This window comes from Dietzia sp. B32, from assembly GCF_024732245.1.
In the GTDB taxonomy this organism is placed as follows: Bacteria; Actinomycetota; Actinomycetes; order Mycobacteriales; family Mycobacteriaceae; genus Dietzia.
Map to the genome: position 1 here is coordinate 773888 of NZ_CP093845.1, position 12873 is coordinate 786760.

Consider the following 12873-nt stretch of genomic DNA (forward strand, 5'->3'; position numbering starts at 1 on the left):
GATTGCATGTGATGTGGCACGGGGTCTTTCCGTGACCAGGGCGGGGGCTAGAGGTCCAGTACGAGGCGGGGACAGGACGCGCGCGAGACGCAGATCATCATGGTCTCCTGCGCCGCCTGCTCCTCCGGGGACAGAACGACGTCCCGGTGCTCGGCGGTGCCCTCCAGGATCGGGGTCTCACAGGACCCACACGTCCCCTCGGTGCAGGACGTCGGCACGTAGACGTCGGCCTCCGTCACCACCTCGAGGATCGTCTGGTCCTCCCCCACGTGAAGCGTGATCCCGGTCTGCTCGAGCACGACCTCGAACCCGGTGTCGGCCGACGTGTCGACCTCCACCGCCGAGAACCGCTCGAGATTCAACGTGCCCCGGGGCCAGGACATGCACTGCTCCTCCACAGCTGCCAGCAGAGGTTCGGGGCCACAGCTGTAGACGAGGGTCTCCTCCGTCGGCGTCCCGAGCACAGCCTCAAGGTCGATCAGGCCGTTGCGATCCGCCGGCCAGAAGGTCACCCGGTCGCCCAGCGCCCTGAGCTCGTCGACGTACGCCATCGACGCCTCTGACCGACCGCCGTAGACCAGTCGCCAGTCAGCGCCAGCCTGCTCGGCGGCCCGCACCATCGTCAGTATCGGGGTGATCCCGATGCCACCGGCGATGAAGAGGTACCGAGGTGATTCGTGGAGCGGAAAGTGGTTCCGCGGGCCCCTCACCTCGACCTTCGATCCGGGTTCGAGTGACTCGTGGATCCGTCGAGACCCGCCCTTGCCTTCCGGCTCGAGGAGGACTGCGACCCGGTACGACCTCCGGTCCGCGGGATCACCGCACAGGGAGTACTGCCGGATGAGGTCGTCGTCGAGGACCAGGTCGACGTGCGCGCCGGGCTTCCAGGCGGGGAGATCGAGGCCGGCGGCGGACTCGAGGACGAGTTCGACGACTCCGTCGGCGCACTCTCGCCGACCGGCGATCACAGCGAGGAGCGAGGCGTCGCCCTCGGGGAGATCGCCGGTATCGACGAGCGGGTCGTGCAGTGGTTCCTGAACCATGGTCATCTCTAACTCACCTAGTCGTCTAACTCAGTTACTCGCGCACGATCGAGATCGCGGCTTCCGGGCACGCCCTGACGAGTCGGCGCGCCGTCTCGGGAGACATCTCCGGGGCGTCCTCGCGCACCACGCCGCGGCCGCGCTCGTCCTCGGCGATGTAGTCCGGCTCGAGGGTGTAGCAGCGGGCGTGGCCCACGCAGAACTCGTAGTCGATCTTGACCTTCATGCTGTGTCCTTTCGGGTTTCCGGCGTGGGCCTCAGCGAGCCGACGCGGCAGGGATGATCTCGTCGACCGATACCTCGAACTCGGTGAGTCCGCGCGTCGGCATGGAGTGGGTGTGGATCTCCTGGTCCGGGACGAGTGCGATGCCCGGCATGCGGGTGAGAACCGCGGTGAAGGCCACCCGCAGGAAGATCCGGGCGAGGTTCGACCCCAGGCAGCGATGGATGCCGGCCCCGAACGAGACGTGGCGCTTGTTCTCGCGGTGCACGTCCCAGGTGTCAGCATCGGGGAACACCGACTCGTCGCGGTTGGCCGAACCCGGGAGGTTCCAGATCTTGTCCCCGGGCTTGAGGTCGTAGCCGTTGAGTGTCGTTTCCTTGGTGACGGTCCGCTGGGTGAGCGTCACGTTGACGAACAGACGCAGAGCCTCCTCGATCGCCTCATCGAGTAGGGACATGTCGTCCTGGAGCTCCTTGAGGTCGTCGGGATGCGTGGCCATGTGGTGGATCGTGCCGCTCAACACGGTTCCGGTGGACTCGAGTCCGCCCAGGGTGAGCGCAATCATGATCTTGAGGAGATCGCCGTCGTCCGGGACCTCGCCGCCGGGCCTGCAGTTGGACAGTACGGTCACGATGTCGTCATCGTCGCGCGGGTTGGTCCGCCGTTCCTGGAGGATCTCGTTGAGCGCTTCGGTGAGCTTCCCGAAGGCCTCGACCGCCCGCTCGGGAACGATCAGCGCATCTTGCGCCCACTCAGAGAATTGGATGATGCGGTCGCTGTCGGCGGGCACGCCCAGGATCACGGCGAAGATCGCCCGTGCCTGCAAGGGGCGGACGAACTCGTCCATGACATTGAAGGTGGTGCGCCCCTCGAGTCCCGTGAGCAGGTCGTCCGCGATGCTCTCGATCAGCTCGGCGTGCGCTTCCATCTTGTTGAGCGTCATCAGCGGCTCGAGGATCTTGCGCCACTCGCTGTGGACCGGCGGGTCGGTGTCGAGCGGGACGAAGGTGGGGTCATCATTCGGGTCGTCGTACCGACGGTCGGCCAGATGTGAGGCGGCGCGACCGGACTGGAAGGTCCTCCAATCACGATGGATCTTCCACAGGTCCTTGTAGCGGGTCACGAGCGGGACGGTGGTGTTGCCCTGCTTGTGGAAGGCGAGATCATGCTCCTCGCGGAGATGCTTGAGGAGCTCCAGGTTCTTCTCGTTGTACTCCTCGGACCACATGTCGACGAACGGGCACTTCGGCTGGTCGGCGACGACAGTGTTCGGATCGGGCAGTTCCTTACCCATTTTGGTGTTCTCCTTGGGGCTTGAGGGGATGAGGGTGTCGGCGGCTCGCCGGGTTGTCAGGACCTGAGCCCCTCGGGCAGGAGCTCCGACTCCTCCGCCTCCTGCAGGGTTCCGCCGAGTGCACGGAACAGGATGATCGAGTCGTAGTACTCGACGAATCGAGCGATCTTGCCGTCGCGGCAGACAAAGCGCGAGATGTACTCGTTCGTGTACTGCACACCGCTGCGGAGCTTCATGTCGCTCTTGTAGGTGGCGATCACGACGTCCGGGTCCGAAGCGAGGGTGTCCATCTGCATGTCGTGCAGGTTCTCTGAACCGTCGATCATGTGGTCCCGAGCCTGGGCGAGAACCTCCATGTACGCGTCGCGACCCACAGTCTCGCGCTCGAACGTCGGCGGACGGAACGGGAGTTCAAAGACGACGTCCTCGGTTGACAGGTCCCGCATGGTGTCGATGTCCCACTTGTTGAGCGCATCCGTGTACGCCTGCACCAGGTCCAAGTTCTTGCCTCGTCGATCGTCTGACATGTCGTACCCCTCCGTACATCCGAGTTGAATTCACTTAGGGCGACTGTAACCTCCGCCACACTGTGATGCAAGACATATTGACTAAATACTTGGAAGTCCTCGCTTGTTCGCACAGCGAACAAGTTCGCAGGTCAGAGCTATTTCCGAATGTTGCCAATGGTCCTTGCTGGTAGGCCCGGAAATTTGCTGATGCGACACCCAAGAGGACAAGCGTCCATTCAAGTGGGAACCTCGGAGCGCTCCGAGGCGCCTTCCAGGCAAGCAGAACGGGCCCGGGGGGTGCCCCCGGGCCCGTTCTGCCTCGTCGTCGGACAAGGCCCTACTCGCGGCCCTCCTCAGCTACCAGCTGGACTCGCGACACGTCGTACACATCGATGTGCTGGACGAAGCCGGTGTTGTCGCCGTTGGCGGCCGCCCACCCCTCACTCTCAGGTGCCTTGGCCAGCGCCTCCTGCGACTCAAACGCCATGATCGAGAACGCATCCGGCTTGGGGGCCCCTTCCGGGAGCCCCCAGTTCACCATCGAGTTGTTATTGAGGAAGGTGTGCCACCAGGCCACGCCCGGAATGGACTTTCCTATGTCGGCGTGCTTGCTCAGGTAATGGTCACGGAACTCCTCGGGGGAGGTACCCGCCCACCGGTAAAGCGCGAAGAGATACGTGGGCTGATTCTCGATGTGGGCCATTTTCCGGTCCTTTCGGATTTACGCCGGCAGCGACTGACCTGCCGGGCTTAGGGTCTGGGGGTGATACTGGCGCCGGGCTAGGCGACGAACCGCACCGGGAGCGCGGCGGGCCCGTAGAAGTTGAAACTCTTCTTGGCGGCCGGATCCGGGTCCACCAGTTCGACGCCGGAGAACCGGGTGATGATCTTCTCCAGCACCATTCTCAGCTCCATGCGGGTCAGCGACGTACCGGGGCAGACATGCGGCCCGCCGCCGAACGCGACGTGACTGGCCGCGAGCTGCTTCCGGTCAATGTCCATGCGGTCGGGGTCCTCGAAAACCTTCGGGTCGCGGTTCGAGGTACCCATACCTACCCAGAGCATGTCGCCGGCCCTGAGCTGCTGTCCGCCGAGTTCGATGTCCTCGGTGACAGCTCGGAACGACCCCTGGACCGGGGAGAACATGCGCAGCATCTCCTCCATGAACTGCGGAATCCGTTCGGTGTCCGCCTTCAGTTCGGCCCACATCTCAGGATGGCGGCCGAGGTACTCGACCATCTTCGACAGGGCGGTAGCCGAGGTCTCGCTGCCACCGACCATCGTCAGCTGGAGCACTTGGAACAAGTCGTCCCGGTTGAGCGGGCTCTCGCTGGCGGTATTGAGTTTCACGATCCTCGAGATGAGGTCTTCGGTCGGGTTCACCTCCCTGTCATCGATCTGTTTGTTGCAGTAGGCGTCGAATCCGTACCTGGTATCGACGAGCGCCTCGATCTGCTCGTCGGTCTGGTCAGGGTTACCGACCATTGAGTTGAACCCCTCGGTCCAGTCGAGCATCTGAGGGACCATGTCCCGCGGGAATCCGAGGATGTCGGCGATGACAGTCATTGTGTACTTGTTGGCGAAGTCATCGACAAACTCGACCTCCTCGCCGGCATCGACTCCGTCGACGAAGATGTCCGCGGTCTCCTCGATGCGCGGAGCCCAGGACTTGAGCGCGTTCGGCGTGAGCGCGCCCATGATCAGCCGGCGATGGCGACCGTGCTCAGGCGGGTCGGCGAAGAGCAGGACCTTCCGGTCACTCGACCCGTAGTCGTCACCCAGTTCCTTCTTGGCCCCGGGACGTTTGGCAGCCATCTCGACCATCCGCTGCCACTCATCGGAGACCTGCTCCCCCAGCATCTTCTTTGTCGAGAACACCGAGGCATCTTTGAAGACCTTCTGTGCGTTCTCGTGGTCGGCCACAACCCAGAACCCCAGGGCGTCACTGCGAGAGACCGGGCATTCCGAGCGCACCTCGTCGAAGGCGGTGTGCGGGCACTTGAGTTGCTCGGCGTCTAACCCGAAGAATTTCTCGTACTCGTAGCTGGTGGTCACCTGACGCCTCCGATGTGCGTGAAACCACTGACGAAGTCGAAGGTCCTGACGCTTCCGAAGCCCTCCAGTAGACCGTGAAGCTCGTCGTTCATGGGGCCGTAGATCCGCAGATCCAGCACATCGACGGTCGACATGAGCTGCCCGATCTTGTCCTGATCCATCTCCTTGAGGTGCCGAAGCATCGCGTCGGCGTCCGCATAGTGCTCGTGGGCGAAGAGGATCCGAGCCTCCTCATCCAGGTAGAAGTTGTGGCCGCGAATGTGCTCCCCCTCGGCCGAGGAGCTGGCGCTCACCTCGGCGAGTATCGCCCGGAGATCGTCGATCGTGACGTCGTCGTGGATCTTCATTTCCGAGGTGGCTCGAACCTCGTTGCTACTGTCCGCCATATCGGCATCCCTTCGAATGAATTGAACTCGCTTCTGGACCATATGTGACGAACAGCACACTGTCAACGACGGAGCCCGCACTAGCCTTGGGCGAAGAACACGCAGGTCAAGGCGCAATTGTCGTCGATTTGCTCAAGTTGTCTACACGGTGCCGCCTCCACCACTACGGTTCGGCGCAACTTCAGTTCAGGTCCTACCGCGCCTGAACGCACCTCCGAGAGGACCCCTCATGAGCCCAGAATCACCCTCCGACGCCATAGTCCAGATCACCCACGGGCACTCCGCCGCCCTGACCGCATCCGGCAAGGCTTGACCATGGCTCAGCTATCCGAAACCGATCGGTGGGAGATCTTCACGCTCGGATCCCGGTACGCCCATGCGCTGGATCGCCGCGACTGGGCTCAACTTGCGATGGTCTTCTCCGAGGACGCGGTGATGGAGTTCGCCGGGCTCCCTTCAGCGACCGGCCCCGAAGCGATCGGGCGAGTCTGCGCCCGGGCACTGGCCCCGCTGGAGGGGAGCCAGCACCTCGTCGGCTCCCCTCTCGTGGAGTTCGGAGCCGAGTTCCATTCCGTGTCGTACTACTTCCACGCCCAGCACGTCCGGATCATCGACGGAGACCTCGCCCTCTTCACCGTCGCGGGAGGCTACGACGACCGCGTCGAGCGCCGCACTGAGGGATGGCGAATCGTCCATCGTCGACAGACGGTCTCGTGGAGCTCCGGAGACCCGCGCGTAATGGAGGGTGTCGACTGAGACGGGCGCGCGAGACGCAGGTGCTCTGCTACAACTCGGACCATTCCATCCAGCTGCTGCTCTTGCGCACAACCCGACAACGCGCACTCAGTGCACAACTACACCGGCGGCGCCCCCGTCTCGCCCTCCGGAACACCCCGCCGCCGCAGCTCGGCCTCGGCCCGGTCGAGTCCACCGTGCTCGAGGGCGGCCAGAGAGCTCCGGTCCGACCACACCAGCCGACCGTGCCGTCGCACCTCCACCTCGAGCTCTCCAGCGAGGTGCTCGATCGACCCGGCGGAATTCCGTTTCTCCGACGGCAGCGGGACCGGCAACACGTGCGCACGATCCAGGGGCGAACGCCCGCTGATGCGCACCTGCCAGCCGTAGCCGCGACCCTCGAACTCCCACCGCTCATCGGTGACCCCGGCGCGGACCGGCGAGACCACCGGGTTGCCCAGCCGGATCACCTTCCCGCCGGGTAGTCGCACGACAACGGCCGTCACCTCGGTGCGCAGGGGCCCGGAGTGGATCTGCCCGCCGGCGAACGCCACGCACGTGTTCGGCTCGGAGAACGCCTGCGCCTGCCCCCACCACCACGAGTCGGGGAAACCCTCGGCGCCCCAGTTCTTTTCCCCGTACACCTCGGCGCCGGCGAACTCCCAGCGCTCGCCGTCGAGCTCGGCCCACCCGGAAGCGCGACCGCCGAGCAACCAGGGATGCCAGTACTGGTTGAGCGCGGGGACGGACTGGAAGATGCTCGAGCCGCCGACGGCGTGGTGCGGCCACTGCACCGGGTCGGTGATGTCCACGTGCAGGCGAGCGCCCTCCCCCATGTCGACGCGGACCCCGTCGGGTCGGTACTCGAACAGTTCGCCGGAACGGGCGCCGATCCGGCCCGGGTCGGCCCAGCCGTCGGGCGCGGCCATGAGGCGCAGCGTGGAGGACGACGAGAACGACGACGACGACGAACCCCCGTCTCCGTCCCTGCGCGACCCACCGGCCTCGATCGGGATCGGCGCCTCGTCGGAGGCGAGCCCGAGCGTCGCCCAGTGCCCGTCGGGTCCCCGGTTGACCCCGATGAGGGCGATCACGACGCGCCCGCGCTCGCGGTCGGTGACGCGGAGGAAGTACCCCTCCATGGCCACGTCGTGTGCGCGGAGCGGATCGCCGAAGGGCAGGTCTGCGCCGGTCGCCCGGTATCGCCGGAGGAGTCCCATGCGGATCAGCGTCCCATAATCGGCTTAGGGTGGAGCCGTGAATGCGACTCAACTCGGGACTCGACTCGGCCTCCGTCCGCCCCGGAATCACGTCGATCCCCGGTGCCGACGATGGTGGACGGCGCAGGTCGCGCTGTGGACGCTCTGGCCCCTGCCTGTGCTGTTCGTACTGGGCCTGCTGCTCACCCCGTGGCTGCTCGCAGCGGCGGCCGTGTGGGCGGTCCTCACCGTCGCCGCGCTTGTCGTGGTCCCGCGGGTCCGGTGGGCCATCCACCGCTGGGAGGCCACCGACACCGCTGTCTACAGCCGTAGTGGGCTGTTCTGGGAGGAGTGGCGGGCGGCTCCCCTGTCGCGTGTCCAGACCGTCGACAAGACCCGCGGCCCGCTCCAACGACAGTTCGGACTCGCCACCGTGGTGGTCACCACCGCCTCGTCCAAGGGCGCGGTGCGCATCAGCGCCCTCGACGCAATGCAGGCCGAGGAGATGGCCGACCGACTCACCCTCCTCGCCGAGGACGATCAGCGGGACGCGACATGACCACCCATGACGACGGTTGGGTACGCCTGGACCCCCGAACGATCCCCGCCACGACGACGGTGGCGGCCGCCGCGTTAGCCGCCACGGCGGTGCCAGTCGCCCTGGGCATGCTGCTCAGCGGCCTCGGCCTCGGCTGGGTACTGCTCTGGACGGTAGGAGGCACCCTCGTCGGTACCGCCGCGGCCGCCGTCGGCGAGACCGTCCGTCTGGCTGTCACCCGGTACCGGGTCGATCCCCACCGCATCGAGCGCCGCGTCAGCTTCCTATCGAGCACCACCACGACACTGTCCACTAGCAGGGTGCGCAACGTCGAGATCTCCGCGGACATCGTCCAACGCCGGCTGGGCATCGCCACGGTCCGCCTGGCCAGCGGCGAGACCGACGGATCGCGTATGACCCTCGGCGCGCTCGACCGCGTGGCCGCCGAGGACCTGCGTCGACGCCTGCTCGCCGAACGGGCCACCACCGACACCAGCGAGATTCTCCGCCTCGACCCGCGGTGGGTCCGCTACGCCCCCGCCAGCGTCATGACGCCGCTGTTCGGCCTCCTGGGGATCGGGCTCGTGCTGCAGGTCGCCGACTGGTTCGGCGCCGTCCCCGAGGTGCTGGCATGGATCTGGAACCGCATCGGCGGCCTGCCGATCCCCGTCATCGCTGTCGGGGTCCTGGTGCTCGCCCTCCTGGCGGGGACGATCGCGTCGGTGGCCCTGTTCATCGAGAACTGGTGGAACCTACGACTCGACCATCACGAGGACGGATCACTGGAATTGCGGCGCGGTCTGGTGGTGGGTCGTCACACCACCTTCGACGGCCGGCGTATCCGAGGAGTGACGCTCCACGAACCCCCGGGGTTCCGCGCTCTGGGCGCCGCACGGCTCGATGTGATCGCCTCGGGCGTCGGTATCGGCAAGGACGAGGACGGCAAGCAGAAGCAGAGCCCCGGGCTCGTACCTGCGGCGCCGCGCGACGTACCGACCGGCGTCGCCCGGCAGGTTCTCGGGGAGCCCGTGCCCACCGGTCTCGTCGCCCATCCGTCCGCCGCTCGCCGCCGCCGACTCGTACGCGCGACCGCGGTCATCGCCGTCCTCACGGCCGTGGGGCTGGTGCCGGCGGTGATCTGGGTGTGGCTCTGGTGGGTCCCCGTGCTCGCGTTCGCGACGAGCGCGGCCGTGGCGCTCTGGGCCGCCGTCGACAACGCGCGAGGGCTCGGGCACGCGGTCACCGGAGGGGTGGTAGCCCTGCGCAAGGGGTCGCTGCTGCGGCGCACGGACATCCTCGAGCGCGAGGGGATCCTCGGCTGCAACATCCGGCGCTCACCTCTCCAGCGGCGCGCCGGACTGGCCACCCTTGTCGTCACAGCTGCTGGCGGCGGCGGTGCCTTCCGGTTACCCGACGTGGGCCTCGAGCAGGCGCCCGAGTTGTGGCGTACCGCGGGTCCGGTGTGGGACCACCTGGCCGAGCCCCGCAGCTGAGCGATTCCGCGGCCGAGCCACTCCGCGCGGGCGCAGGCCCGGTCAGTCCGCGTCCACGGGCCTGTCGTCGGTGGCCGGATCCAGCTTCCGGACCAGACTGGGCGCCAGGTCGGACAGCGCGTACTCGTCGAGGAGCCGCCGGGCCTCGTCGTCGTCGACCCCGGCGAAGACCCGCCCGATCGTGACCCCGTGCGTGGGCACGGCGACCACCCGGATCTCATCCCCGGCCTCGACGGGGCCCGCGGTGAGGACCCGCGCGTACGCGCCCGGCCGCCCGCCCTCGGTGAAACGACGCACCCAGCGCGGCTTGCCCACGTGGTGGCCGAAGGTCTGACACGGGATCCGCGGGGTGGTGACCTCCATGCGCAGGCGGCCCACCTCCAGCACGGTGCCGATCTGCAACTGCGAGGTGTCGACGCCGGTCACGCGCAGGTTCTCACCGAAGAACCCGGGTGGGATCGGGCCGCCGAACTCCGGCTCCCACTGCTCGACGTCGGACTCCGACAGCAGGTAGACGGCCTTCCACATCCCTCCGTGGTGCTGGCGGTCGGCCTGCACGTCACCGTGGAGTCCGTACTCGCGCACCTGGACGGGTCCGTCGACGGGCCGCTTGTCGATCGCCGTGACGCCGACCCGGCCGGGCACCTCGATCAGGTGGTCGACCACGCACACGGCGCGGACGGTGAACACCTCGCCCACCCCGACCGGTGCCCGCGTCGCCTCCGCGTCGGCCATCACTGTCCGAACCGGCGGTTGCGGGCTCCGTACTCGCGCATCGCCCGGAGGAAATCCACCCGCCGGAACGCGGGCCAGTACGCCTCGGTGAACCAGATCTCCGAGTACGCGCTCTGCCACAGGAGGAAGCCCGAGAGCCGCTGCTCGCCAGAGGTGCGGATGACGAGGTCCGGATCGGGTTGGCCCGAGGTGTAGAGGTGCTCGCCGATGCCGTCGACGGTGATCGCGTCGACCAGCTCCTGCCCGCTGCAGCCCTTGTCGATCAGTTCCTGGACCAGCTCGCGGGCGGCGTCGGCGATCTCCTGCCGCCCGCCGTACCCCACCGCCACGTTGACCTTGACGCCCGGCCTGCCGCTGCTCACCCGCTCCGCGTGACGCAGCCGATCGGCCAGCCAGTCCGGGAGCACCTCCAGGCGCCCGACGATCCGGACCTCCCAGTTCTTGCCCGGGGCGGTGATCTCGTCCACCACGTCCGCGATGATCTGCAGCAGTTCATCGAGTTCCTCGGCATCGCGACCGAGATTCTCCGTGCTGAGCAGGTAGATGGTGGCCACGTCCACGCCGAGGTCGTCACACCACCCCAGCATCTCGGCGATCTTGACCGCGCCCGCCCGGTGACCGTGCGCGACGTCGGTGAACCCCGCCTCCTTGGCCCACCGGCGATTGCCGTCGCACATCACCGCGACGTGACGCGGCAGCTTCGCACCCTCGAGCGACGAGCGCAGTCGCGCCTCGTAGATCGAATACAGGGGGAAGGAGACGGCCACGCGAAAAGGGTACCGCGCGCCGCCGCCTGCCCCGTCGTGCCCCTCGCCGGTCCGGGCCCGGCCGGCGAGCCGCCGGCGAGCGGCCGACGAGCGGTTAGCGAGCGGCCCGCGAGGTGCAGTGGGGCTCAGCCGCGTCGGCCCCGCCGGACGGCGGTGGCGAGCGCGCGCAGGCTGTCGGCGGTGGTGTCCCACCCGATGCACGCGTCCGTGACGGACTGGCCGTAGACCAGTTCGTCGGCCTCCACCGACTGGGCACCCGGCTCGAGGAAGCTCTCGATCATCAACCCGGAGATCCCCGGCTCCCCCGCGCCGATCCGCTCGGCGAGCTCGGCCACGACCTCGGCCTGCCGCTCGTGCGACTTGCCCGAGTTGGCGTGGCTCGCGTCCACCATCACAAGACCGGGCAGCCCGACCTTCCCGACCGCCGCCACCGCCGAGGCGACGGACTCGGGATCGTGGTTGGGCCCCGCGGTGCCACCACGCAGAATCACGTGGCAGTCGGTGTTGCCCGCGGTCTCCACGACCGCCGCGCGCCCCTCGGCGTCGGTGCCGAAGAAGACGTGCCGCGCCGCCGACGACCGGCAGCCGTCCACCGCGACCTGGACCTCGCCGTCGGTCCCGTTCTTGAAGCCCACAGGCATCGACAGGCCCGAGACGAGCTGGCGGTGCACCTGGCTCTCCGTGGTGCGGGCGCCGATCGCGCCCCAGGACACGGCGTCGGCGATGTACTGCGGGCTGGTGGGCTCGAGGAACTCGGTGCCCACGGGCAGGCCCAGGTCGAGCACGTCGAGCAGCAGCTTGCGGGCGGTGCGCAGGCCGCGCGGGATGTCGTAGCTGCCGTCGAGCGCGGGGTCGTTGATGAGACCCTTCCACCCCACCGTCGTGCGCGGCTTCTCGAAGTACACGCGCATGACGATCAACAGGTCCTCGGCCGTCTCCTCGGCCAGCGCCGCGAGTCGCGCGGCGTAGTCGAGCGCGGCCTCGGTGTCGTGGACGGAGCAGGGTCCAACGACCACGATCAGACGGTCGTCGCGGCCGGCCAGCACATCGGCGACCTCGGCGCGGCTGCGCTCGACCAACGCCTCACGGGCTTCGCCCAGCGGGAGCTCGCCGAGGATCTCGGTCGGCGTCGGCAGCGGAGAGTAGGACAGGACGCGCCGGTCGGCGGTCTGGGTGGGATTCTCGGCGGTGATGGTCACGGCTGTGCACTCCTGGCGGTGTGGTCGTGGCGGGCCGGATGCCGTGATCTCTTCGGTGCCCTGTGACTCGCGCACCCGGACCCGCCCTCTGGAAAGGCGGGAGGCGGCGACCATGGTGGTCACCGCCTCTGGGCTCCGGGTGTCGAGACGTCCGACTAGCGGACGCGTGCGCTCGCGGCGCGGGCTCCACCCGGAGCCCACATAAAGCGCCAATATGCGCGAGCGTTCGACATGGCTGACACCGTAGCAGACGGACCCGGGCCGGCCGGAGTCACCCCGCAGCCGCTCCCGCGCCTGGCGTCTTGCTCGCGCGCCTGATCGTCCAGGGCACAGCCGCCCGCCGCCATGGCGTCTGGCGTGTACCGATGCGCAGGCGAGACGCCATCCCCACGGGCGGCTGCGAATCCGTCCACGCCGGGGCCGCCAGGCACGCCGCGGCCCGCGCGGCTTGATGCCGACCGGGCGTCAGCGTTCCCAGGTGGTCGACCGCCGGGCCACCTCATGGATCGCGTCGATCTCGCGCAAGCCCAGGCGACGCGGTTGAGTCGTGAGGAATCGGCCGATCCCCCGTCGCGGGACAACAGCAACCGCACCGTCTGCAGGCTGGGCCTTCACCGTGAAGCCGCGTCGCGCGCCCACGACCGCTATCAACCCGATAACCGGCACCGGGAACCCGACGTGCTCTGCGAGCATTCGG

14 protein-coding genes are annotated in these 12873 nt (G+C 67.8%); 3 read left to right on the forward strand and 11 right to left on the reverse strand.

Annotated features, from left to right (window positions below):
* Nucleotides 1-47: 47 nt before the first annotated feature.
* The 7 genes from L8M95_RS03700 to L8M95_RS03730 form a co-directional block, all read right to left on the reverse strand.
* The gene (locus L8M95_RS03700) at nucleotides 48-1049 is read right to left on the reverse strand and encodes a PDR/VanB family oxidoreductase (protein WP_260488058.1); all 1002 of its coding nucleotides are present in this window, start codon (nucleotides 1047-1049) and stop codon (nucleotides 48-50) included.
* Between the two features lie 28 nt (nucleotides 1050-1077).
* The gene (locus L8M95_RS03705) at nucleotides 1078-1269 is read right to left on the reverse strand and encodes a ferredoxin (RefSeq protein ID WP_260488060.1); all 192 of its coding nucleotides are present in this window, start codon (nucleotides 1267-1269) and stop codon (nucleotides 1078-1080) included.
* A 31-nt stretch (nucleotides 1270-1300) separates the two neighbouring features.
* Nucleotides 1301-2560 carry a cytochrome P450 gene (locus L8M95_RS03710; protein WP_260488062.1) on the reverse strand — a complete coding sequence of 420 codons (1260 nt, stop codon included), beginning with the start codon at nucleotides 2558-2560 and terminating at the stop codon, nucleotides 1301-1303.
* Nucleotides 2561-2616: 56 nt separating this feature from the next.
* On the reverse strand, nucleotides 2617-3087 hold the full coding sequence (locus L8M95_RS03715) for a nuclear transport factor 2 family protein (protein WP_260488063.1): 471 nt from the start codon (nucleotides 3085-3087) through the stop codon (nucleotides 2617-2619).
* A gap of 319 nt (nucleotides 3088-3406) precedes the next feature.
* On the reverse strand, nucleotides 3407-3772 hold the full coding sequence (locus L8M95_RS03720; protein WP_260488064.1) for an EthD domain-containing protein: 366 nt from the start codon (nucleotides 3770-3772) through the stop codon (nucleotides 3407-3409).
* 77 nt (nucleotides 3773-3849) lie between these two features.
* Nucleotides 3850-5124, reverse strand: coding sequence for a cytochrome P450 (locus L8M95_RS03725; protein ID WP_260488065.1), 1275 nt, complete (start codon nucleotides 5122-5124; stop codon nucleotides 3850-3852).
* Entirely contained in the window at nucleotides 5121-5510 is a 390-nt protein-coding gene (locus L8M95_RS03730; protein ID WP_260488067.1) for a hypothetical protein, read from the reverse strand. The genes L8M95_RS03725 and L8M95_RS03730 overlap by 4 nt, the downstream gene beginning before the upstream one ends.
* A 315-nt stretch (nucleotides 5511-5825) precedes the next feature.
* On the opposite strand from L8M95_RS03730, the gene L8M95_RS03735 reads away from it, so the two are divergent.
* Complete coding sequence (locus tag L8M95_RS03735) at nucleotides 5826-6266, forward strand: nuclear transport factor 2 family protein (RefSeq protein WP_260489147.1); 441 nt, start codon at nucleotides 5826-5828, stop codon at nucleotides 6264-6266.
* Between the two features lie 98 nt (nucleotides 6267-6364).
* Here L8M95_RS03735 and L8M95_RS03740 read toward each other — a convergent pair whose 3' ends face one another.
* Nucleotides 6365-7465 carry a tocopherol cyclase family protein gene (locus L8M95_RS03740; protein ID WP_260488069.1) on the reverse strand — a complete coding sequence of 367 codons (1101 nt, stop codon included), beginning with the start codon at nucleotides 7463-7465 and terminating at the stop codon, nucleotides 6365-6367.
* A 157-nt stretch (nucleotides 7466-7622) separates the two neighbouring features.
* Here L8M95_RS03740 and L8M95_RS03745 point away from each other — a divergent pair, with 157 nt between their 5' ends.
* Nucleotides 7623-8003, forward strand: coding sequence for a PH domain-containing protein (locus L8M95_RS03745; RefSeq protein WP_260488071.1), 381 nt, complete (start codon nucleotides 7623-7625; stop codon nucleotides 8001-8003).
* Nucleotides 8000-9475: a PH domain-containing protein gene (locus L8M95_RS03750; protein ID WP_260488073.1), complete on the forward strand. Its 1476-nt coding sequence runs from the start codon at nucleotides 8000-8002 to the stop codon at nucleotides 9473-9475. Before L8M95_RS03745 ends, L8M95_RS03750 begins: the two co-directional genes overlap by 4 nt.
* Nucleotides 9476-9517: 42 nt before the next feature.
* Here the strand turns inward: L8M95_RS03750 and L8M95_RS03755 are convergent, their stop codons facing one another.
* The 3 genes from L8M95_RS03755 to L8M95_RS03765 form a co-directional block, all read right to left on the reverse strand.
* Nucleotides 9518-10210, reverse strand: coding sequence for an MOSC domain-containing protein (locus L8M95_RS03755; protein ID WP_260488075.1), 693 nt, complete (start codon nucleotides 10208-10210; stop codon nucleotides 9518-9520).
* Nucleotides 10210-10977, reverse strand: a complete 768-nt coding sequence (locus L8M95_RS03760) for an isoprenyl transferase (RefSeq protein WP_260488077.1) — start codon at nucleotides 10975-10977, stop codon at nucleotides 10210-10212. The genes L8M95_RS03755 and L8M95_RS03760 overlap by 1 nt, the downstream gene beginning before the upstream one ends.
* Nucleotides 10978-11102: 125 nt before the next feature.
* Nucleotides 11103-12176 (reverse strand): 3-deoxy-7-phosphoheptulonate synthase, encoded by a 1074-nt coding sequence (locus L8M95_RS03765; protein WP_260488079.1) that lies wholly within the window; start codon nucleotides 12174-12176, stop codon nucleotides 11103-11105.
* Nucleotides 12177-12873 lie beyond the last annotated feature (697 nt).

Coding starts and splice junctions, on each gene's coding strand:
- L8M95_RS03700 (WP_260488058.1), bottom strand. CDS start 1,049: ATGACCATGGTTCAGGAACCACTGCACGACCCGCTCGTCGATACCGGC.
- L8M95_RS03705 (WP_260488060.1), bottom strand. CDS start 1,269: ATGAAGGTCAAGATCGACTACGAGTTCTGCGTGGGCCACGCCCGCTGC.
- L8M95_RS03710 (WP_260488062.1), bottom strand. CDS start 2,560: ATGGGTAAGGAACTGCCCGATCCGAACACTGTCGTCGCCGACCAGCCG.
- L8M95_RS03715 (WP_260488063.1), bottom strand. CDS start 3,087: ATGTCAGACGATCGACGAGGCAAGAACTTGGACCTGGTGCAGGCGTAC.
- L8M95_RS03720 (WP_260488064.1), bottom strand. CDS start 3,772: ATGGCCCACATCGAGAATCAGCCCACGTATCTCTTCGCGCTTTACCGG.
- L8M95_RS03730 (WP_260488067.1), bottom strand. CDS start 5,510: ATGGCGGACAGTAGCAACGAGGTTCGAGCCACCTCGGAAATGAAGATC.
- L8M95_RS03735 (WP_260489147.1), top strand. CDS start 5,826: ATGGCTCAGCTATCCGAAACCGATCGGTGGGAGATCTTCACGCTCGGA.
- L8M95_RS03740 (WP_260488069.1), bottom strand. CDS start 7,465: ATGGGACTCCTCCGGCGATACCGGGCGACCGGCGCAGACCTGCCCTTC.
- L8M95_RS03750 (WP_260488073.1), top strand. CDS start 8,000: ATGACCACCCATGACGACGGTTGGGTACGCCTGGACCCCCGAACGATC.
- L8M95_RS03755 (WP_260488075.1), bottom strand. CDS start 10,210: ATGGCCGACGCGGAGGCGACGCGGGCACCGGTCGGGGTGGGCGAGGTG.